The following is a 21643-nucleotide window of genomic DNA, read 5'->3' as shown; positions in this document are numbered from 1 at the left end:
CGCGCCGATGGCCAGCTGGTTGGCCTGGCGGGCGTGCTCGGCGTTCTGGCGCACGGTGGAGGTCAGTTCCTCCATCGAGGCGGCGGTTTCTTCCAGGTTGGCGGCCTGCTGTTCGGTACGGCGCGACAGGTCGCTGTTGCCCGAGGCGATCTCGCCGGCGGCCAGGGTGATGCTGGAGGCGCTGGCCTGGATCTGGCTGACGATCTGGGTCAGCTGGGTGACGGTGGTGTTGGCATCGTCACGCATGCGGGCGAACACGCCGTTGAACTGGCCCTCCATGCGCGTGGTCAGGTCGCCGGCGGCGATCGACTGCAACAGCTGCGAGAGCTGGCCCAGGTTGCCGTCGGCGACCTGCATCATGGTGTTGAGGTGCTCGATCATCAGCTTGAAGTCATGCTGGAAACGCTGGGCGTCGCCACGCTGGCTGAAGTCGCCTGCGGCGGCCGCCGCGGCCAGCTGCTGGATCTGCGAATTGATCGCCAGCAGGCTGGCCTTGGCTGCGTCCATCGATTCGTGCAGGATCGCGCGGCTGCCGGGCAGGCGGCGTGCATCCGGGGCGAGGTTGCCGATTGCGTACTGGTTGAGTACTTCAATGGCATCGACGATTGCATCGAGGTGTTCGAAGATCACCGTATTGATGCCGTTGGCCAGCTGGCCATACACGCCCGGGAAATCCTCCGGAATGCGGTGGCTGATGTCCGGGCCGGCGTGCATCTGCGCCATCAGCTGGGTCTGCTCGCTGAAGCGGCGCAGCATCGTGGTCATCTCGGCGGTCGCCGCGAGCATCTTGCCGGCTTCGTCCTTGCTGGTGGCCTGGGTGCTGACGCTGAGGTCACCCCGGGCGACGGCCTGGATGGCATGCACGGCTTTGCCGAGCGGGCCGGTCACCGCGCGCGAGATGACCGTGGCCAGTGCGGCCGCCACCAGCGACAGCAGCACCACGCAGGCAATGATGGCGATCATGCTGGTGCGATGGGTGGCGTTGGCGTCGGCAATCTTGCCGTCCATCTGCCCGGCGATGTGCGTGCCGAGGGCCTTCATGGCGGCGAACAGGTCACGCCGGGCCGGGCGCGACTGCTCGTCGGAGATCTGCTGTGCCAGCACGCCATCGCCCGCGGCCACGGCTTCGCGCATGGCTTTGTTGGCGGCGAAATAGCGATCCAGCTGCGCGCTGGCGGCGCGATACAGTTCACGCTCCTTGGCCAGCGCCGGCAGCGCGGCGTAGGCGGCCAGCTCGTCATGCACGCCCTTGGCGGTGTCGTCCATGCGCTTGGTGTAGTCGGCCACCTTGTCCGGCTGGTCCAGCATGCTCAGCAGCGCCAGTTCGTAGGTGCGGAATTCGCCCAGCTGCGAGCGCGCCTCACCCAGGTGCTGGACCGAAGGAATGTCGTTGCCGGCCATCTCGCGCAGCTGCGCGTTGGCCTCGCTGAGGCGCAGCAGGGCGAACGCACCGAGGACCAGGGTCATCAGGGTGGTGAGGGTGAACCCGAGGGCCAGCTTGCGGGCGATGGGCAGATCGTGGAACCACTTCATGCAGGGTGCTCCAGGTGGGCAGAGTACCGGCGACGGTGCGCCGGATCGGGGGTGGTTGCAGAGCGAACGGGGGTGCCCGGTGGGGTTCGGTGACGACCGTCATTGCGAAATAACGGCGCCGTCCGCGCGGACTTTATGGACGCAGATCACATTCGGTTGCGTAGGGATGACAGCGCGAAAGCGTTGCGGCGCCGGGGTTTCGCTTGGATGCGGTGGTTGCAGCCGCAACCATCGTGTCGACGGAGTTCACAGAAGGGATGGGGTCAGATCCCTCTTCCCTGGAAAGGGAACTGACTCCGGCTGGAATGGCGCGCAAACAAAAACCGCCGCCCCGAGGGGCGGCGGTTCAGTGCACGCTTGCTGTGTAGATCAGGCGGCCTGCGGTACCCGCAGCGAGCGCACCAACCCACCGATGTCGACGATCAGTGCGACGCGGCCGTCGCCCAGGATGGTGGCACCGGACACCCCGCCGATGCGGCGGTAATTGTTCTCGATGTTCTTCACCACCACCTGCTGCTGGCCGACCAGCTCGTCCACTTCCAGCGCGATCTTCTGGCCATCGCCTTCGACCACCACCACCAGCGATTCGCTGCCGGGTGCGCGATTGCCGTAGCCGTAATACTCGCTCAGCGACAGGATCGGCAGGTACTCGCCACGGACCCGCAGCACGCGGCCTTCGCCGGCCATGCTGCGGATGTCCTCGGCCTGCGGCTGCAGGGCTTCCAGCACGTAGGCCAGCGGCAGGATCAGGGTTTCGCCGGCCACTGCCACGGTCATGCCGTCGAGGATGGCCAGGGTCAGTGGCAGGCGGATCAGCGTGCGGGTGCCGGCGCCGAGGCTGCTTTCGATCTGGACTTCGCCGCCCAGTGCCTGGATGTTGCGACGGACCACGTCCATGCCGACGCCACGCCCGGAGAGGTCGGTGACCGCATCGGCGGTGGAGAAGCCGGGCTGGAAGATCAGGTCCCAGACCTGCGAATCGGTCGGGTTGTCCGGCACGGCCAGGCCGCGCTCGGTGGCCTTGGCCAGGATCTTGGCGCGATCCAGGCCGCGGCCGTCGTCGCTGACCTCGATGACGATGTGGCCGCCCTGGTGCGAGGCTGCCAGCGTGATCGTGCCGGTCTCGTCCTTGCCCGCACCGCGACGCACGTCGGGCATTTCCAGGCCGTGGTCGATCGAGTTGCGCACCAGGTGCACCAGTGGATCGGCGATCTTCTCGATCAGTCCCTTGTCCAGTTCCGTGCCTTCGCCGACGGTGCGCAGGCGCACCTGCTTGCCGAGGCGGCTGGACAGGTCGCGGACCAGGCGCGGGAAGCGGCGGAACACCGCATCGACCGGCAGCATGCGCACGCCGATCACCGCTTCCTGCAGGTCGCGGGTGTTGCGTTCAAGCTGGTCCAGGCCGGCGAACAGGCTTTCGGCGTGGATCGGGTCCAGCGCATGCGAGACCTGCTTGAGCATGGCCTGGGTGATGACCAGCTCGCCGACCAGGTTGATCAGCGCATCGACCTTGTCGACGCTGACGCGGATCGAGGTCTCCGCTTCCTGGCTGTTGCCACCGCTGGCAGCAGGCGCGGCCGCAGTGGGGGGCGCCGCGGCCGCTGCCGGCGCAGGGGCGGCGGCAGGAGCCTGCGTGGCCAGGCTCGGCGGCGCGGCCGGACGGATATCCAGTTCGCAGTCGTCCAGCACCCACGCGAAGGTGTCTTCGATCTTGCTGCGCGGCACCTTGCCGACCAGGCCAAGGTCCCACGCCAGGTGGGCTTCGAGCGGGTCGAGCTGGGCGAAGCCAGGCAGGCGCTCCATGCGCGCGGCGACCTGCAGCGAGCCGAGGTGTTCCAGCTCGCGGATGATGCGCAGCGGGTCGTTACCGCTCATGAACAGCGACGGCGCCGGAGTGAAGCCGATCTGCCAGGCTTCCGGCGTATCGTCCACCTTGGCGGCCGGCGCCGGGGTGCTCGCTGCGGCCTGCCCGGACAGCACTGCCTCCAGCCGCGCCTTCACTGCGGAAACGGCGGCCGGATCGGCGGCCTGGCCATGTTCGGCCTCGCGCAGCAGGGCACGCAGCACGTCCACCGAGGACAGCATCGCGTCGACGGCATGGCCTTCCAGCGCCCGCTTGCCGGCGCGCAGCTCATCGAGCAGCGTCTCCAGCACGTGGGTCAGTCCGGCGATGGCATCGAAGCCGAAGGTGCCGGCGCCGCCCTTGATCGAGTGGGCGGCGCGGAACACCGAATTGATGATCTCCGCGTCCTGCTGCCCCGATTCCAGGGCCAGCAGGCCAGCCTCCATCGCGTCGAGGCCTTCGCGGCTCTCCTCGAAGAAGGTGGCGTGGAAGCGTTGCAGGTCCATGCTCATGGCAGTGGTGGTCCGGAAGCGAAGAGGGGGAACGGTGCGAGGCGATCAGCCCAGCACTTTCTGCACGGTGGCGACCAGCTGTTCGGGATTGAACGGCTTGACCAGCCAGCCCGTGGCGCCGGCGGCCTTGCCTTCGGACTTCTTGTCGGCAGCCGATTCGGTGGTCAGCATCAGCAGCGGGGTGAACTTGTAGTCCGGCAGCTGGCGCAGTTCGCGGATCAGCGCGATGCCGTCCATGTTCGGCATGTTGACGTCGGTGACCACCGCATTGAAGCGCTGGCCCTTGGCGCGACCGAGCGCGACCGCGCCGTCTTCGGCTTCTTCGACGGCAAAACCGGCCGAGGTGAGGGCGAAGGACACCATCTGGCGCATCGACGCCGAATCGTCCACCACCAAGATACGTGCGCTCATGCAGCGTTCTCCACAGATTTCAGGTTGTCATGGGTTACGTCCAGGCCCAGGGCCTGGGTGACGCCCAGCAGGCGCGCGGCGTCACGGAAGGTTGCGGTGCAACCGTGGAAGCCGGTGCCCAGGCCTGCCTCGCGGCGGGCCTGCACGAATGCACACAGCACCTGCACGGCGGCGGTGTGGATGCGTGCGACCTGGCTGGCATCCAGGGTCAGCTCGCCTGCCTGCTCCAGCAGTGGGGCGAGGCGGTTCTTGAGCTCGGCGGTGCTCTCGATGCCGAGATCCCCACCCAGTTCGACAGTGCTCATCGTTGCTCCGGACAAACGGTTCCGTGATCCATAACGGCACCCCGGCAGGGTTCTTTAGCGGAATCGACGCGGGGCGTCGATGCGGTCGCTGTTGAAAAGGGGACGGAGGGGATTAAGTCGCAAGCGACCTGGCTCTACCGCAGCCCCCTCGGCAACGGCGACTGCGCAGTGGGGACGTAAGGTGTTGATCCAACGGATCAACTCCTTGCGTCCCCGACAGGCACCGCTTCGGCGCAAAGCGCCGAGCCACTTGCGACTTAATCCCCTCCGTCCCCTTTTTCTGCTCAGCTCAACAGGCGGGTGGCGTCAAGCAGGATCATCGGCCGTTGGCTGACGCGGGCGACGCCGCGGAACAGGTCGTTGGAGATCTGGCAGATGCGCGCGGTGTCGGGCGGCTCGATCTGCGAATCGGTGAGGTTGGCGACATCCTCCACCGCAGACACGCGCAGGCCGATGGTCTCGCCGTCCTCCTCCAGCACGACGATGCGGGTCTGGGCGTCGTCTTCTGCCGCCGCGGCGCCCAGGTGCAGGCCGAGGTCCATCACCGGCACCACCTGGCCGCGCAGGTTCATGATGCCGAGCATGGCCGGCGCAGTGCCACGCAACGGCAGCAGTGGCACCGGCAGCACGACCTCTTGGACCTTCAGCAGTTCCAGCGCGTAGGCCTGGGTGCCGCAGCGCAGGCGCAGCCAGCGCGAGGTGCGTTCGCCGGCCCGGCGGTTCTGTGGATGCGGGCTGTGGGCTGGCTGGTGCGCCTGCGCCTGCAGTTCCTGCCAGGTGCTGGGGCGGTTGCCCGTGGGCGCGTCCATGGCCACGCGCGGTGGTGGTGCGGCGGCCGCCCGTGCCACCGGGGGCGGCGCGGGACGTGCGGCAGGTGCCGACACCGGTGCTGCGATCACGGCCGGCGCGGGCACAGGGACGTCCTCGCCTTCGGCAGCGGCCTCGAACGCGGCCTGCAGCCCGGGGCTGTCGGTGTGGGCGAGGCGATGGCTGTCTGCGGGATCGGTCTCGTAGATCACTTCGTCAGGCAGATCGTCCCAGGTCGGCTCCGGGCCGGCCTGCACAGCGGCGGCGGGGGCAGGCGCGGTTTCGTGGAGGACGTCGGCTGGCAGGTCATCCCAGGTCGGCTCGCGTTCGCTGGCCGCAGCGCTCGCCGCGGCTGCGTCTGTGCCAACGGAGGCGGCGGCCGCCTCGAAGGCGGCGTCCAGCGCGGCGTGGTCCTCGCACGGCGGAGCGGCGACGGTTCCGGTTTCGTAGATCACGTCGGCGGGCAGGTCGTCCCAGGTCGGCTCGCGTTCGCTGGCCGCGGCGCTCGCCGCGGCGGCGTCGACGCCGACGGAAGCGGCCGCCGTCTCGAAGGCGGCGTCCAGCGCGGCGTGGTCTTCGCTCGTCGGGGCGGCGGCGGTTCCGGTTTCGTAGATCACGTCGGCGGGCAGATCGTCCCAGGTCGGCTCGCGTTCGGGGGGCGCTGCGTGCGCCGCGCCTGCCTCGGCGCCACCGGGTGGCGGTTCGGCCGGCGCAGCCGGGGCGATCGCCTCGCCCAGCAGCTCGTCCAGGTAGTCGTCGAGGACGCCGGTGCTGTTCATGCGGCCTGCTCCAGGGCGCGGGCATCCTCGCCGAGGATCCAGTTCAATGCGCGGCGATAGGCGGCCAGGCCGCGGCCCGGATAGTCCTCGCCGACGCTCGGCAGGGTCAGGCCGGCGGCATTGCTGATGCGGGTGTCGATCGGAATCGCGTCTTCCCACACGCGGTTGCCATGGCGGTCCTGCATGGTGCGCAGCGACTCGTTGCCGGCGCGGGTGCGGCGGTCGAACAGGGTCGGCAGGATCGAGATCGGCAACGGGCGGCGGCGCGAACGCTCGACCATCTCGCCGGTGCGGACCATGCCATCCAGGCCGTGCAGGGCCAACGGCTCGGCCTGGGTCGGGATGACCAGGCGGTCGGCAGCGGCCAGGGCATTGATCATCAGCAGGCCGAGGGTAGGTGCGCAGTCCAGCAGAATGTAGTCGTGCTGGCCCTGGTGACGTGCCAGCGCGTTCTGCAGCGCCAGGCCGAGGCCGGGCTGGTTGGCGCTGCGGCGCTCCAGCGTGGCCAGCGCCGATTGCGCGCAGACGTAGTCCAGGCCCTGGATGTTGCTGGCATGGCACAGGCCGGACAGGTCCGCCGGCGGCGTGCCGAACAGTTCCAGCACGCCGGCCGGCGGCGGATCCACCGGCACGCCGAAGGCGCGGCTGAGCGAGGCATGCGGATCGAGGTCGATCAGCAGCACGCGATGGCCGAGGGCGGCCAGTCCGCGGCCGAGGGCGAGGGTGGTGGTGGTCTTGCCGACTCCGCCCTTCTGGTTGGCGACAGCCCAGATGCGCATCGGATTACTCCTTCATTGCCGGGGGAACGGCGGCGCCGACGCGGCTGCCAGCCGGCACCGGCGGCAACTTCACCGGTGCGATGGGGGAGGTGGGGGTGCTGGCCGGAGTTGCGGCGGCCTGTTCGGTGACGGTGCTGCCGGTGGTGCCAGTGGCGGCGTTCAGGCGCTGGCCGAGCGGGTCCACCGAATGCGAGGTGTCGGCCAGGATGATGACCATCACCCGGCGGTTGCGGTTGCGGCCCTGCGCGCTGTCGTTCTCTTCGCGGGGCCGGAACTGGCCGTAGCCGACCATGGCCAGCCGCGAGGGCTGCACGCCCTGGTCGGCGAACAGGTGCACCACGCTGGCGGCGCGTCCGGCCGACAGCTCCCAGTTGGACGGGAAGGTGGCGGTGGCGATCGGCACGTTGTCGGTGTGGCCTTCCACGCGCACGCTGTTGGGGACGTCGCGCAGCACGTCGGCGAGGCTGGACAGGGTCTGCCGCGCGTGTACGTCCAGCGCGGCCGAACCGGTGGGGAACAGGATGTCGCTGTTGATCTCGACTTCGATCCACAGTTCGGTACGGCGCACGCTGATCATGCCGCGGTCGATCAGCGGCGCCAGCGCGGCGGTGAGGCGATCGGCAATCGTGTTGAGCTGGCGCTCGGCACGGGCGATCTGCTCCTGGTTGTGCACCGACACCGGCATGCGCATCTGCGAGGCCATCGACGGCAGCAGCGTCGGGTCGTGCGAGGGCGCCGGCGCCGATGGGCCGATCTTGGTGCCGGACTTGATCACCGACGGGCTGTCCCAGCCGCCGCCCTGCACCTGCTTGTTGCCCACCTGCACCGGATTGATCGTGCGCGGCGCGCCGCCGAAGGCATCGGTCAGCGCGTCGGCCATGATCCGGTACTTGCCCTCGTTCACCGAGGAGATCGCGTACATGACCACGAAGAAGGCGAGCAGCAGCGTCATCAGGTCGGCATAGGGGATCGCCCATGCTTCGTGGTTGGCGTGCTCTTCGTGGTGCTTGCGGCGGGCCATGTCAGTGCAGGAAGCCGGAGAGGTTGGTTTCGATGTTGCGCGGGTTTTCGCCCTGGGCGATCGAGATCAGGCCTTCGATGACCATCTCGCGGTCGCGCGTGTTGTGCGAGATCACGCTCTTGAGCTTGGCAGCGATCGGCAGGAACAGCAGGTTGGCCGAGGCGATGCCGTAGATCGTGGCGGTGAACGCGGCGGCGATGCCGTGGCCGAGCTTGCTCGGGTCAGCCAGGTTCTTCATCACCGCGATCAGGCCGAGCACGGCGCCGATGATGCCGAGGGTGGGGGCGTAGATGCCCATCGCCTCGAACACCTTGGCGCCGGCCTGGTCCTGGTGTTCCTGGCTGCCCAGTTCGATCTCCAGCATGTGCCGCATCGATTCGGGCTCGACGCCGTCCACCAGCAGCTGCAGGCCCTTGCGCAGGAACGGGTCCTGCTGCGCTTCCACCTGCGATTCCAGGCCCAGCAGGCCCTGGCGGCGGGCGATGTTGCTCCACTCGACGATCTGCTGGATCAGCTCGCGGCGGTCGCTGTGCGGGGGGCGCACGACCCAGCGCACGATCTTGAACGCATGCTTGAACACCGCCGGCGAGGTGTGCAGCAGGATCGCGGCAACGGTGCCGACGATGACGATCACGAACGCCGCAGGCGACCACAGGGACGCCAGGCCGGCGCCCTTGAGGATGCTGCCGCCGACCAGCGAGGCCAGGGCGAGAAAGAGTCCAATGAGGCTGAGTCTATCCATGGATCCGGTATCGGCTTGTATGAATGGGACTTGAGACACCGGTAGATCGCGTAACGACGGTAGTCACAGTTTTCGGGGCACCGGGACTGGCCCGGCGAGCGTCAGCGCAGGCCGTCCACATCCAGGATCAGCGCCATGCGACCATCGCCGATCAAGGTTGCACCGGCGTAGCCGCGCAGGCCGCGCAGGGCCTTCGGCAATGGCTTGATGACCACTTCCTCGCGCCCGCGGACCTGGTCCACGACCAGGCCGAAGCGCGCTTCACCGGCCTGCAGCACGACGATGGTCAGCAGGGTCGACGTGGCGGGCGTCACATCCAGCCACTGGCGGAGATCGACCAGCGGCAGGGTGTGCGAACGGCGGTCGAGCACGGCGCGGCCATCGAACCATCCCAGCGACGTGCCAGGCGCGTGCAGCACTTCCATCACGCGGGCCAGCGGCAACGCATAGACGTCTTCGCCGGCCTGCACCAGCAGCGTCGGCAGGATCGCCAGGGTGAGCGGCACGCGGATCAGGAAGCGGCTGCCACGGCCCAGTTCCGACTGGATCTGGATCTGCCCGCTGAGTTCGCGGATGCGCGACTGCACCACGTCCATGCCGACGCCACGGCCGGAGATGTCCGTGACCTGCTGCTTGGTCGAAAAGCCCGGCAGGAACACCAGGTGCAGGCACTCCTCGCTGCTCAGGCGGGCGGCGGCCTCGGGATCGATCAGGCCCTTCTCGCGCGCCTTCGCACGCAGCTTTTCCGGATCAATGCCGGCGCCATCGTCCTGCACCTCGATGCTGACGTAGTCACCTTCCTGCTGCGCGGACAGCCGCACGTGGCCCATCCGCGGCTTGCCCTGTGCTTCGCGCAGGTCGGGCATTTCCACGCCATGGTCGATGGCATTGCGGACCAAGTGCACCAGCGGGTCGGCCAGGGCCTCGACCAGGTTGCGGTCGAGTTCGGTCTCGGCGCCGATCAACTCCAGGTCCACTTCCTTCTTCAGCGAGCGGGCGACATCGCGGGCGACCTTGGGGAAGCGCGAGAACACCTTGCCCACTGGCTGCATGCGGGTGCGCATCACCGCCGACTGCAGGCGCGCGGTGGCGATGTCCAGGGTGGACACGGCGCGGTCCAGCTCCTCGTCGCGCAGGCGGGCACGCAGGGTCTTGAGCCGGTTGCGCGACAGCACCAGTTCGCCGATCAGATTGACGATCGCATCCAGGCGCTTGGTGTCCACGCGCACGGTATGTTCCGCCTCGGCCAGCGGCTTGGCGGCCGGCTTGGGCGCCGGCGCCGGTGCGGCCGCCGGGCGTGGGGCAGCGAGCGGCGCCGGCGCCGGCGCAGCGGCAGGCTTGGCGCCGGGTGCGGCGCCACCGTGCAGCTGGTCGAGCAGGGCTTCGAATTCGTCTTCGCTGATCAGCCCGTCGTCGGCCTTCTTGGCCGGTGCGACCGCGGTCGGGGCGTTGCCGCCGTGCAGCTGGTCAAGCAGGGCTTCGAATTCGTCGTCGGTGATCAGGTCACTGCTACCGGCTGCCGGAGCGGCGGCGACAGGCGCCGCCGCGGTGCCACCGTGCACATCGAACTGGGCGATCAGGTCCGGCGGTGCATAGCCCGGTTCGGTGCCGGACGACACGGCGTCCAGCATCGACTGCAGGTAGTCCAGCGATTGCTGCGCGGCGTCGAAGTGGTGCGCCTGCAATACGGCCTGGCCGGCGCGCGCGGCGCCCAGCGCTTCCTCAGCAGCGTGGCACAGCTCGACCATCGCGGTGACGCCAAGGAAGCCGGCGCCGCCCTTGAGCGTGTGATAGCCGCGGAACACCGCGTTCAGCTGTTCGCCGTCCTGCGGTGCCTGCTCCAGCGACACCAGCTGTTCGCCGAGGCGATCCAGGATTTCCTGTGCCTCGATGATGAAATCGGCAGTGATGTCGTCGGATACCGCGCTCATGCTTACAGCCCCAGATCCGACAACAGGTCGTCGGCGTCGTTCTGCGAGACCGCGTGGCGGTCCAGTCCCTTCAGTGCCGGCCCGGCCAGTTCCGGGTCGGTGCGATGCTGTTCCGGCGGCAGGCCGAGCGCGCCGAAGCCTTCGTGCACGCGGCGGACGATGCCGACCACGCGACGGATGATCTGCCCGGTCAGGTCCTGGTAGCTCTGGGTCAGGGCGATCTCGGTCAGGTTGTGGCGGATGCGCTCGAGCTGTGCGTCCTGGCCCGGCTGCAGGCCTTCGGCGCGCAGCTGCTCGGTCAGGCTGCGGCATTCCTCGGCCAGGTCCAAGGTGCGGTGGGTAGCCTGTTCGGTCATCGCCACCACATGGTCCAGGCGTGCGCAGGCATCGTCCAGTTCACCGGCCTCGCTGGGCACGGTCGGCAATTCGCCCAGGGCCTGCCCGAGCTCGCGGGCCAGCCGCGAGAGGCCGCTCATCATCGGCTGCGTGCGCAGCGCGACCAGCCCGTCGATGCGTTGACGCCAGGCGGCTTCATCGCCGGACTCCAGCGCGTCCAGGGCTTCCTGCAGGCGCAGGGCGAGGGCGTTTCTGTCGACCGTGGTATCCATCAGGCGCTGGCCGCCAGGCGTTCGAAGATCTTGCCGAGCTTTTCTTCCAGCGTCTGCGCGGTGAACGGCTTGATGATGTAGCCGTTCACGCCGTTCTGGGCTGCTTCGATGATCTGCTCGCGCTTGGCTTCGGCGGTGACCATCAGCACCGGCAGGGTCTTCAGCTTGGCGTCGGCGCGGATCGCCTTGAGCAGTTCGATGCCGGTCATCACCGGCATGTTCCAGTCGGTGACCACGAAATCGAACGGCTGGCTCTGCAGCAGCGACAGCGCGGCATGCCCGTCCTCGGCTTCGGCGGTGTTGGTGAAGCCAAGATCGCCCAGCAGGTTCTTGACGATCCGACGCATGGTCGAGAAGTCGTCGACGATCAGGATGCGCATGTTCTTGTTCAAAGCAGAGTTCCTTTGTTGTTCATTCCGGGCGGCCGGGGGCAGCCGCCTCGGGCATGTTCACTCTTCCAGGCCGGCGTCCGCCGCCTCGAAAATCTTCAGCCGTCCACGCAGGCGCAGCACGGCCTGGCCGTGGATCTGGCAGACCCGCGATTCGCTCACGCCGAGCACCGCGCCGATCTCCTTCAGGTTCAGTTCCTGCTCGTAGTAGAGCGAGAGCACCAGCTGTTCGCGCTCGGGCAGGTGGCCGATGGCCTTGCCCAGCTCGCGACCGAACTCGCCACGCTCCAGCACCTGTTGCGGGGTCGGGCCGCCCTGGGCGACGGTGTCCAGCTCGCCCTGGTCTTCGATGCGCGATTCCAGGCTCAGCACCTGGCCGCGCGCGGCGTCTTCCATCAGGCGCAGGTACTCGGGCAGCGGCATCTCCATCGCGGCGGCGACTTCGGTGGCGCTGGCGGCGCGACCGCTGCTCTGTTCCAGGCGGCGGATGGTGGCGGCCGCATCGCGTGCGCGCCGGTGCACCGAGCGCGGCACCCAGTCGCCACGGCGGATCTCGTCGATCATCGAGCCGCGGATGCGGATCGAGGCGTAGGTTTCGAACGAAGCGCCCTGGTCGGCGTCGTAACTGCGCGAGGCTTCGATCAGGCCCATCATGCCGGCCTGGATCAGGTCGTCCACCTCGACGCTGGCGGGCAGGCGCGCGGCCAGATGGTGGGCGATGCGCCGCACCAGGTCCGAATGCTGGGCGATGACATCGTTGGCCGCCGAGCGCTGGACTTCCCTGTACTGGGCTGCGCCTTTCATGCTGCCACCCCACGCTGCTTGAGGATGCGTTCGAGGAAGAACTCGACGCCACCGCGCGGTTCGGTCGGCGCCTGCCAGCGCGCGGTACGGCGTGCGATCTCGGTGATCGCCAGCGCCGACGGGCTGGACGGATAGGCCTTCACCACCGGCTGCTGGCGCTGCACCGACAGGCGCAGCCAGTCATCCTGCGGCACGCAGCCCAGGTAGTTCAGCGAGACGTCGGCCAGGAACTTCTCGCAGACGCGGGTCAGCTTTTCGTACAGCACGCGGCCCTCGTTGGGGTCGCGGACCATGTTGGCCACCACCTGGACGCGGTCCACGCCCCGTTCGCGCGACAGCACCTTGATCAGCGCGTAGGCGTCGGTGATGGACGCCGGCTCGTCACAGACCACCACCACGGTGTCCTGCGCGGCCTGGCAGAAGGTCAGCACGCCGTCGGTGATGCCGGCGGCGGTGTCCACCACCATGATGTCCAGCTCGCGTTCCAGTTCGGAGAACACATTGACCAGGCCGACGTGCTCGGCGGGGGCCAGCTCGGCCATGTGCCGGCGGCCGGACGCGGCCGGCACCACCAGCACCCCGTTCGGGCCTTCGACGATGACGTCGTCCAGCGAGCAGCGGCCGGCGACCAGGTCGGCCAGCGTAAAGGTGGGGTTCAAGCCCAGGATCACGTCGATGTTGGCCAGGCCGAGGTCGGCGTCCAGCAGCAGCGTGCGCTTGCCCATGCCGGCCAGCGCCACGGCCAGGTTGGCCGACACGTTGGTCTTGCCCACGCCACCCTTGCCGCCGGTCACGGCAATGGTGCGCACAGGGCCGAGCGGCTCGCTGCGGGTGGCCGACAGCGGGAAGGTCTTGGTCAGCTTGGCGTACTCACGCGACGGCATGGTTCAACTCCGGGTTGCAGGGCATATCGGCCGCTCGGCGCAAATCTTCAAGGCGAAGTACAAGATTGGCTGCACTGGCCCGGTGCAGGTCCTCCGGAACGTCCTGCCCATCGGTCACCCAGGTGATCGGCAGGGCGTGGTCCACGGCCACCGACAGGGCGTTGCCGAAGCGGCCGGTCTCGTCCAGCTTGCTCAGCACCAGGCCCTGCAGGTTGGCGGCGCCGAAGCGGCGGACCACCTCGTCCATGTCGCCGAAGCTGGTGTTGGCCGGCAGCACCAGCAGGGTGCGGACCTGGCGCGCGGCGCGCAGCCACTGCAGCTGGGCGGCCAGCGCGCGGTCGCGCGGGCCCAGGCCGGCGGTGTCGATCAGCACCAGCTTGTAGTCCTTCAGGCGTTCCAGCAGCTGGTCCAGGTCGGTGCCGCTGTTGGCCTCGTGCACCGCGATACCGAGCTGGCGGCCGTAGCCATACAGCTGCTCGCGGGCGCCGATGCGGGTGGTGTCGGTGGTGACCAGGGCCACGTCACGCGGCGCATGCTTCTCGGCGAAGCGCGAGGCCAGCTTGGCGATGGTGGTGGTCTTGCCGGCGCCGGTCGGGCCCACAAGGGCGATCACGCCGCCTTCTTCCAGCGGGTCGACCGGGGCGATCGGCAGCTTGCGCGAGATCAGCCCCAGCATCAGGCCGCGGCCGCGGTGGGCTTCGGTTTCCAGCGGAATCTGCATGGCCACGTCGCGGGCCAGGCCGGCGTCGAAGCCGTACTCGTCCATCAGGTCCAGCGCGGTGGCGCGCACCGGGCAGCCGCGCAGGCGCTCGTCGGTGAAGCGGTTCATCTCGCGCTCGATCACCTGGCGCATGCCGGCCACTTCCTGGCGCAGCTGGCGGATCTCGGCGTCGTCCTGGGCGACCACCGTCAGCACCGGGCCCGGGGCCAGGGTGGGCGCCGGCGCGGCTTCGACGATGGCATCGGCCAATGCCGGTTCGGTGGCGGCGTTGGCCGGCTGCCCGTCGGCGACGGCAGCGGTCGGCAGCGGCGGCGGCTGCAGCGCCGGCGCCACGCTTTCGTGATGCGCCTCGTGCGGCGGATCGATCGGGAAGCGGGCGCGGTTGGCCGGCACAGCCGCGGCCGGTGCGACGATGGCTTCGGCGAACGGCGCGAAGATCTGCTCCGGCAGTGCCGGTTCGTTGACGGTGGCACGCGCCAGGGTGGCGGCAAAGCCGGTGCTGCCACGGGTCGGCACGATCTCGTCGGCGCTGTCCAGCGTGCGGCCGGTGGCGCCGACGGCGGCGCGGGCAAGGGCGGCCACCGCCGAGGTGGTGGCGGCGACCGGTTCCGGCGCCGGGGTGGCGCTGCGGCGGCGGGTGACGGCGGCGATCACCGCGTCGGCGGCGGTGCGCGGCTTGGCTGCCGGCGGCGGTGCGACGTCACGGCGCGAGGCTTCCAGTGCACGCTGCACGGCGCTCTCGTCATAGTTGGCGGCGGCGACGATCTCGATGCCTTCCTCGATCCGGCGGTTGGACAGGATCACGGCGTCAGGACCGTGTTCCTTGCGCACCAGGTTCATGGCCGAACGCATGTCGGCGGCGACGAATCGTTTGATTTTCATGCTGTGGTCACGAGGCGAAGACGGCGGGGTGGCGGTCGGGGAACTCGGGTGATCGGTGGTCTGCACGGTGCGGGTTCCCCTTGGTATCGGTCTGTTGCGTTGGTTCGAAAGTGGTGTCTGTTTTCTGGCGCGTCGGAGCCCGGCGTCAGCTGATCGTTCCGACCAGCTTCAGGCGCTTGTCTTCCGGCACCTCGCTGTAGGCCAGGACCGACAGCGACGGAACGCTGTGGCGGACCAGGCGGGCCAGCGCGGCGCGCACCGGGCCGGGTACCAGCACGACCGCGGGCTCGTTGCGGGCTTCCTGCTTGCTGACACATTCGGCCAGGCTCTGGTGCAGTCGCTCAGCGAGTCCGGGTTCCAGCGCGGCGCCGTTGCCCTGCGTGGACTCCTGCAAGACACGTTCCAATTGCGGGTTGAGGGTGAACACCGGCAGCTCCGCCGACATTCCGGCGATCTCCTGCACGATGAAGCGGCCCAGTGCGGTGCGCACGGCAGCGGTCAGCACGGCCGGGTCCTGGCTGCTGGGCGCGTGTTCGACCAGCGCTTCGGCGATCTTGCGCAGCTGGCGGATCGGAATGCGCTCGACCAGCAGGTTCTGCAGCACGCGCACCACCGCCGACAGCGGCAGCGCCTTGGGCGTCAGATCTTCGACGAGCTTGGGTGCGCTCTTGGCCAGGTTGGCCAGCAGGTGCTGCACTTCCTCGTGGCCGAGCAGTTCCGGCGCGTGCTCGCGGATCAGGTGCGAGAGGTGCGTGGCGACCACCGTGGCCGGATCGACCACGGTGTAGCCCAGCGTTTCGGCCTGGGCGCGCTGGTGCGGCTGGATCCAGGTGGCATCCAGGCCGAACGCGGGGTCCTTGCCGGCGATGCCCTCCAGGGTGCCCAGCGCGCTGCCCGGGTCCAGTGCCAGCTCGCGGTCCGGGTGGATTTCGGCGGTGGCCACCGGCACGCCGTGCACCAGCACCCGGTAGCCGTTGGCGGGCAGTTCCAGGTTGTCGCGGATGTGCACCGATGGAATCAGGAAGCCGACATCCTGGGTGAGCTTGCGGCGCACCCCCTTGATGCGCGCCATCAGTTCGCCGCCCTGGTTGCTGTCCACCAGCGGAATCAGCCGGTAGCCGACCTCCAGGCCCAGCGGATCGACCGGTCGCAGTTCGTCCCAGCTCAGCTCGGCAGTGGGGGCCGCAGCGGCCGGGCGCCCGAGCGCAGTGAGCGCGGCGGCATCGGTGCCACTGCCTGTCGCGTCGGCGGCCGGTGCCTTGGTCTTGCGATACAGCTTCCAGGCGATGAAGCCGAGGATCGAGGCCAGCGTCAGGAAAGCGACGTTGGGCATGCCCGGTACCAGGCCGACCAGGCCGATGATGCCGGCGGTGATCGCCAGCGCGCGGTACTGGCCGAACACCTGTCCGGTCATGGCCTGGGCCATGTCCTGCGAGCGCGAGGCGCGGGTGACCAGCATCGCCACCGCGCTGGAGACCAGCAGGGCCGGCAGCTGCGCCACCAGGCCGTCACCGATCGACAGCAGGGTGTAGGTCGCAGCGGCCTCGCCGAACGGCATGCCATGCTGCAGCACGCCCACCGCCAGGCCACCGAGCATGTTGATGAACAGGATCAGGATGCCGGCGATGGCGTCGCCGCGGATGAATTTGCTGGCGCCGTCCATCGCACCGTAGAAGTCGGCTTCCTCGCGCACTTCCTCGCGGCGCAGCTTGGCTTCTTCACGCGTCAGCAAACCGGCGTTGAGGTCGGCGTCGATCGCCATCTGCTTGCCGGGCATCGCGTCCAGGATGAAGCGCGCGGTCACTTCCGAGACACGGCCGGCGCCCTTGGTGATCACCACGAAGTTGATGATGGTCAGGATCGCGAACACCACGATGCCGACCGCGTAGTTGCCGCCGATCACGAATTCACCGAAGGCGGCGATGACCTTGCCCGCGGCATCGTGGCCGTTCTGGCCGTTCAGCAGGATCACGCGGGTGGAGGCCACGTTCAGTGCCAGCCGCAGCATGGTGGTGATCAGCAGCACGATCGGGAAGATGGTGAAGTCCAGCGGGCGCTTCACGTAGACCACCGCCAGCAGCACCATCAGCGAGATGGCGATGTTGAAGGTGAACAGCGCATCGAGCACCGGCGCGGCCAGCGGCACCACGACCATGGCCAGCAGGGCCAGCACGATCAGCGGCGCGCCAAGGCCCTGGCGGATCATTTCCAGGGCGCGGCGGGTGTTGAAGCCGGCGGAGGGCTGGGCGCTCACGGGCGGCCTCCCTTACCGAATTCATCCACCTGGATGTGCGGGGCGTCCGGCATCGGGCCAGTGCGCCAGGCGCGCAGCTGGTAGACGTAGGACAGGACCTGGGCGACGGCCGAATACAGTCTCACGGGGATTTCCTTTCCGAGTTGGCCTTCCCGATACAAGGCGCGTGCCAAAGGCGGGGCAGAGACGATCGCGACCTTGTTGCCGTCGGCCACTTCACGGATGCGCAGGGCGGTCTCGTCCACGCCCAGGGCGACCACGGTGGGGGCGTTCATGGCGCCGCCCTCGTACTTCAGGGCCACCGCGTAGTGGGTGGGGTTGACCACCACCACGTCGGCGGTGGGTACCGCTTCCATCATCCGGCGGTTGGCCATCTGCTGCTGCAGCTGGCGGATGCGGCCCTTCACCTCGGGGCTGCCCTCGCTCTCCTTCATTTCCCGGCGCAGCTCTTCACGGGTCATCTTCAGCTTGCGCATCCAGTTCCAGCGCTGGTACGGCGCATCGATGGCGGCCAGCACCAGCATCGCGCCGGCGGTGGCCAGCAGCAGGCGCAGGGTGAAGCCGAGGCCGTCGGTGATGGCCGTCTCCAGCGGGTGGTGGATCAGCCCGCGCAGGGTGTCGAAGCCGGTCCAGACCACCAGCCCGGCGGCGACGCCGACGAAGGCCACGCGCAGCAGCGATTTGGTGAACTCGGCAATGGCCTCCGGGCCATACAGGCGCTTGAGCCCGCTCATCGGGTTCATGCGGTTGATGTCGGGCAGCAAGGCCTTCTGCGACCAGCGCAGGCCGCCCATCACCAGCGGGGCGACGAAGCTGGCCAGCAGGCAGACCAGCACCAGCGGTGCGATCACCAGCATGAACTGCAGCAGCAGGTCGCCGAAGTGGCCGAACAGTTCCTTCGGGTTCTGCCGCAGGCTCTGTTCCGGGCTGAGCGCGTGCTTCATCCAGGCACTGGCGCCGCGGCCGATCGAGCCGCTCATGGCCATCACCGCCAGCACGCCGGCGCCGAACACGGCGGCGGTGCCGAGTTCGCGCGAGCGCGGCAGGTTGCCCTGTTCACGGGCATCGCGCAGGCGTTTTTCGGTGGGTTGTTCGGTCTTTTCGCCGGCGGATTCGTTCTCGGACATCACGGGCACTGCGGCAGGGGTTGCCGGAGTGCGTGCAAGAACCGTTCCACGCATGGCGTGGATCTACCGACAGCCCGTTCTGTAGAGCCGAGCCCACGCTCGGCTACGGTTGGGGCCAGGCGCGAAGCACAGCCGGGCATGAGCTCGGCTCTACAGGAGAGTGCCGCAGGAATCGTTCCGTGATGGCGGGCGTGCGTGGCCCGGTGTCAGCCGGGCGGGTATTGCGGCGGTGGGCTCTGCGCCAGTTCCACCCGCGGCCGCGGCAGGTCGTGCAGCTGCATGAAGCGCGCCGCGTCGACCGGGCGGCCGAGCAGGTAGCCCTGCAGGAAGTCGCAGCCCAGGCGCTCCAGGTAGGCGCGCTGCGCAGCGGTCTCCACGCCCTCGGCGACGATGTCCATGTCCAGCGCGTGGCCCAGCGCCACGATCGCCGAGACGATCACCACGTCCTCGGCACTGTGTTCCAGGTCGCGCACGAAGGCGTGGTCGATCTTGATCTCGGTGGCCGGCAGCCGCTTCAGGTACAGCAGGCTGGAATAGCCCGTCCCGAAATCATCGATGGAGATGCCCACGCCCAGCGCCGACAGCGCCTGCAGCAGGCGCAGGCTGGTGTCGGTGTCGCGCATCACCGTGCTTTCGGTGATCTCCAGCACCAGGTGGCGCGCGGGAATGCGATGGCGCTCGATCACTTCGCGCACGTCGCGCAGCAGGTGGGGCGAGCCGAACTGCACTGGCGACAGGTTCACCGATATCGACCAGCCTTCGTGGCCGGCATCGTGCCAGTGGCGCAGCTGGCGGCAGGCCTGGTCCAGCGCCCAGCGGCCGATCTCGTTGATCGCGCCGCTGCGCTCGGCCAGGCGGATGAAACGGTCCGGCGGAATCAGCCCATGCTCCGGGTGCTTCCAGCGGATCAGCGCCTCGGCACCCGCCACCTTCTGCGTGGCCACGCGGATCTTGGGCTGGTAGTGCAGGAACAACTGCTCGCTGCCAATGGCCCGGCGCAGGTCGGCCAGCAGCCGGAACTGCTGTTCGGCACTGTCGTTCATCCAGTCAGCGAAGAGCACGAAGGCGTTGCGACCGGACTCCTTGGCCTGGTACATCGCCGCGTCGGCGAAGGCCATCAACTGGCGCTCGCTGGCGGCGTGGTCCGGGCAGATCGCCACGCCGATGCTGGCGGTCACCTGCAGTTCGTTGTCCTGCAGCAGCGGACCGCTGCCCACCGCCTGCAGGATGCGCCGGGCCAGGGTCGGCAGGTCTTCGTCGTGCTCGATGCGCACCACCAGCACGAACTCGTCGCCGCCCAGGCGGGCCAGCATGTCGTTGGGCCGCAGCAGCTGCCGGGTACGCTCGGCCACCGCCACCAGCAGCGCGTCGCCGGCCTGATGACCGTAGGCATCATTGACCTGCTTGAAGCCATCCAGGTCCATGAACATCACCGCAAAGCGGTTGCCGCCCTGTTCGGCTTCGGCCAGCGCCTGCACGATGCGCCGCTGCAGCAGCAGGCGGTTGGGCAGGCGGGTCAGTGGATCGTGCAGCGCGGCCTGGGTCAGTTCCTGCTGGGCATCGGTCAACGAGGTGCTCAGCATCGAGTTGCGCAGCCGCAGCAGCTGCGCCTCCACCCGCTGGTCCAGCCATGAAACCACCAGCACTACCGCCAGGATCGCGACCGTCAGCACCACCACCAGCATCGCCAGCCACTCGCTCTGCAGGCCATCGCCGACCGCCGCGCCGCAGATGCTGCCTTCCGGGAAACGCGCGGCGGCCATGCCGGTGTAGTGCATGCCGACGATGGCCAGGCCGAGCAGGCCCGCGGCTGCCAACCGGTCACCGACGCGGGTGCGCTGCGCGCGCAGGCGGAACGCCACGTACAGCGCGGTCCACGACGCGGCCACCGCCACCACCAGGGAGAGCAGCAGCCAGCCCGGGTCGTAGTCGATTCCCGGCTGCATGCGCATCGCCGCCATGCCGACGTAGTGCATGCCGGCAATGCCGGTGCCCATCAGCAGAGCACCACCGGCCAATCGCGGATGGGGCAGGGTGCGCAGCGAAACCAGCCACAGTGCGAACACCGACGAGGCGATCGCCAGCGCCAGCGAGAGCAGGGTGATGGGCAGGTCGTAGCCCAGTGGAATGGGCAGGTCGAAGGCCAGCATGCCGATGAAGTGCATCGACCAGATGCCCAGGCCCATGGCAAAGCCGCCGCCCAGGCGCCACCACCAGGCCGCGCCCTTGCCGGGGGCGGTGACCGTGCGTCCGGCCATCGCCAGCGCCGTGTACGACGCCATCACGGCAACCAGCAGTGAGATCGCCACCAGCCACGGGTTGTACGTGCCTACCAGCATTCGTCAGTCTCCCGGACCTGCCTGTCGACGGAAACTACGGTGGGGCATGCATGAGGCAGGCCGACGCGGACGGGCGCCGGCCAGGTGCGGCATCCCCCCGGTTGCCGCGCATTCACTCTAACGCGCAGACCGGGGGGGACTTCAAGCGGCAATTCGTGATGACCGGGTCAGTGTGTGACCGCGTCCGCAGCCTGGAAGGCGGCGTCGAACAGTCGCTGTACCGGCGGTCCCATTTCCCCGGCCAGCAGGGCCAGCAGGAACAGGCCCAGCAGCAGCGAGACCGGCAGGCCCAGCTGGATCGGGTTCAGCGCCGGGGCGGCACGCGCCAGCACGCCGAAGGCCAGGTTCACCGCCAGCATCGCCACGGTCAGCGGAATGGCCAGGCTCAGCGCGCCGCGCAGCACGGTCAGCAGGAAGGTGGGGGCGATGCTGAAGAAGGCATGCGGGTCCGGCAGCGGGGCGCCAATCGGCAGCGCGCGATAGCTGTCCACCAGCAGCGAGATCAACGCCAGGTGGCCGTTGGCGGTGAAGAACAGCAGGCCGAACAGCAGGTAGAACCACTGTCCGATCACGCCGGAGGTTCCCCCGCGCAGTGGATCGCTCATCTGCGCGAAGGCCAGGCCGGTGCCCTGTGCGATCAGTTCGCCGGCCATCGCGCCGGCTTCGAACACCAGCCGCAGCATGAAGCCGATGGACACGCCGATGGCCAGTTCACGGGCAATGGTCAGCACTGTAGCCGCGTCGAAGCCGGTCCAGTCCGGTACCGGCGGCAGCAGCGGGGCCAGTGCGATGGCCAGGGTGCCGGCCAGCACCACGCGCACCCGCGATGGCACCGCACGCGTGCCGACCATGGGCATGGCCATCGCCACTGCGCCGATACGCAGCATGGTCCACAGCACCGTGCCGATCATGCCGAAGGCCTGCAGGCCGTCGGCCGCCATCTGTGTCGCGGCGTCCATCGAAGCGCGTGCC

18 protein-coding genes are annotated in these 21643 nt (G+C 68.8%); all 18 read right to left on the bottom strand.

The window, feature by feature from the left end; all coding sequences use genetic code 11:
* Nucleotides 1–1533, bottom strand: a 1533-nt coding sequence (locus tag AC5P9I_RS20625; RefSeq protein ID WP_495217369.1) for a HAMP domain-containing methyl-accepting chemotaxis protein, incomplete at its 3' end; no start/stop codon positions are given.
* Nucleotides 1534–1902: 369 nt separating this feature from the next.
* Nucleotides 1903–3888, bottom strand: coding sequence for a chemotaxis protein CheA (locus tag AC5P9I_RS20620; protein ID WP_130768123.1), 1986 nt, complete (start codon nt 3886–3888; stop codon nt 1903–1905).
* Nucleotides 3889–3933: 45 nt separating this feature from the next.
* Nucleotides 3934–4299, bottom strand: a complete 366-nt coding sequence (locus tag AC5P9I_RS20615) for a response regulator (RefSeq protein WP_005409521.1) — start codon at nt 4297–4299, stop codon at nt 3934–3936.
* A complete protein-coding gene (locus AC5P9I_RS20610; RefSeq protein WP_057494251.1) occupies nt 4296–4604 on the bottom strand; it encodes an STAS domain-containing protein in 309 nt (102 codons plus the stop codon). The genes AC5P9I_RS20615 and AC5P9I_RS20610 overlap by 4 nt, the downstream gene beginning before the upstream one ends.
* A 284-nt stretch (nt 4605–4888) precedes the next feature.
* The gene (locus AC5P9I_RS20605; RefSeq protein ID WP_130768122.1) at nt 4889–6190 is read right to left on the bottom strand and encodes a chemotaxis protein CheW; all 1302 of its coding nucleotides are present in this window, start codon (nt 6188–6190) and stop codon (nt 4889–4891) included.
* Nucleotides 6187–6969 (bottom strand): ParA family protein, encoded by a 783-nt coding sequence (locus AC5P9I_RS20600; protein WP_049466530.1) that lies wholly within the window; start codon nt 6967–6969, stop codon nt 6187–6189. The genes AC5P9I_RS20605 and AC5P9I_RS20600 overlap by 4 nt, the downstream gene beginning before the upstream one ends.
* A gap of 4 nt (nt 6970–6973) precedes the next feature.
* A complete protein-coding gene (motD, locus tag AC5P9I_RS20595) occupies nt 6974–7990 on the bottom strand; it encodes a flagellar motor protein MotD (RefSeq protein ID WP_130768121.1) in 1017 nt (338 codons plus the stop codon).
* 1 nt (nt 7991) lies between these two features.
* Entirely contained in the window at nt 7992–8732 is a 741-nt protein-coding gene (locus AC5P9I_RS20590; RefSeq protein WP_005409527.1) for a flagellar motor protein, read from the bottom strand.
* 101 nt (nt 8733–8833) lie between these two features.
* Complete coding sequence (locus AC5P9I_RS20585; RefSeq protein ID WP_074726303.1) at nt 8834–10663, bottom strand: chemotaxis protein CheA; 1830 nt, start codon at nt 10661–10663, stop codon at nt 8834–8836.
* 2 nt (nt 10664–10665) lie between these two features.
* Complete coding sequence (locus AC5P9I_RS20580) at nt 10666–11271, bottom strand: protein phosphatase CheZ (protein WP_049465790.1); 606 nt, start codon at nt 11269–11271, stop codon at nt 10666–10668.
* Nucleotides 11271–11663 (bottom strand): chemotaxis response regulator CheY, encoded by a 393-nt coding sequence (cheY, locus tag AC5P9I_RS20575; RefSeq protein ID WP_005413247.1) that lies wholly within the window; start codon nt 11661–11663, stop codon nt 11271–11273. The genes AC5P9I_RS20580 and cheY overlap by 1 nt, the downstream gene beginning before the upstream one ends.
* A gap of 57 nt (nt 11664–11720) precedes the next feature.
* The gene (locus AC5P9I_RS20570; RefSeq protein WP_049465789.1) at nt 11721–12464 is read right to left on the bottom strand and encodes an RNA polymerase sigma factor FliA; all 744 of its coding nucleotides are present in this window, start codon (nt 12462–12464) and stop codon (nt 11721–11723) included.
* The gene (locus tag AC5P9I_RS20565; RefSeq protein ID WP_032959426.1) at nt 12461–13348 is read right to left on the bottom strand and encodes a MinD/ParA family ATP-binding protein; all 888 of its coding nucleotides are present in this window, start codon (nt 13346–13348) and stop codon (nt 12461–12463) included. The genes AC5P9I_RS20570 and AC5P9I_RS20565 overlap by 4 nt, the downstream gene beginning before the upstream one ends.
* On the bottom strand, nt 13335–14951 hold the full coding sequence (gene flhF, locus AC5P9I_RS20560; protein ID WP_130768120.1) for a flagellar biosynthesis GTPase FlhF: 1617 nt from the start codon (nt 14949–14951) through the stop codon (nt 13335–13337). Before flhF ends, AC5P9I_RS20565 begins: the two co-directional genes overlap by 14 nt.
* A gap of 145 nt (nt 14952–15096) precedes the next feature.
* Complete coding sequence (gene flhA / locus AC5P9I_RS20555) at nt 15097–17157, bottom strand: flagellar biosynthesis protein FlhA (protein WP_180995886.1); 2061 nt, start codon at nt 17155–17157, stop codon at nt 15097–15099.
* Between the two features lie 44 nt (nt 17158–17201).
* Nucleotides 17202–18332 (bottom strand): flagellar biosynthesis protein FlhB, encoded by a 1131-nt coding sequence (gene flhB, locus AC5P9I_RS20550; RefSeq protein WP_043033586.1) that lies wholly within the window; start codon nt 18330–18332, stop codon nt 17202–17204.
* Between the two features lie 206 nt (nt 18333–18538).
* Entirely contained in the window at nt 18539–20671 is a 2133-nt protein-coding gene (locus tag AC5P9I_RS20545) for a putative bifunctional diguanylate cyclase/phosphodiesterase (protein WP_057494245.1), read from the bottom strand.
* Nucleotides 20672–20838: 167 nt separating this feature from the next.
* Nucleotides 20839–21630: a flagellar biosynthetic protein FliR gene (gene fliR, locus AC5P9I_RS20540; protein WP_046430450.1), complete on the bottom strand. Its 792-nt coding sequence runs from the start codon at nt 21628–21630 to the stop codon at nt 20839–20841.
* Nucleotides 21631–21643 lie beyond the last annotated feature (13 nt).

It is taken from the genome of Stenotrophomonas sp. YJH_SMC_29, from assembly GCF_059371235.1.
Note: the sequence above shows the minus strand (reverse complement) of the source record. Positions and strands in the feature narration are given on the sequence as shown.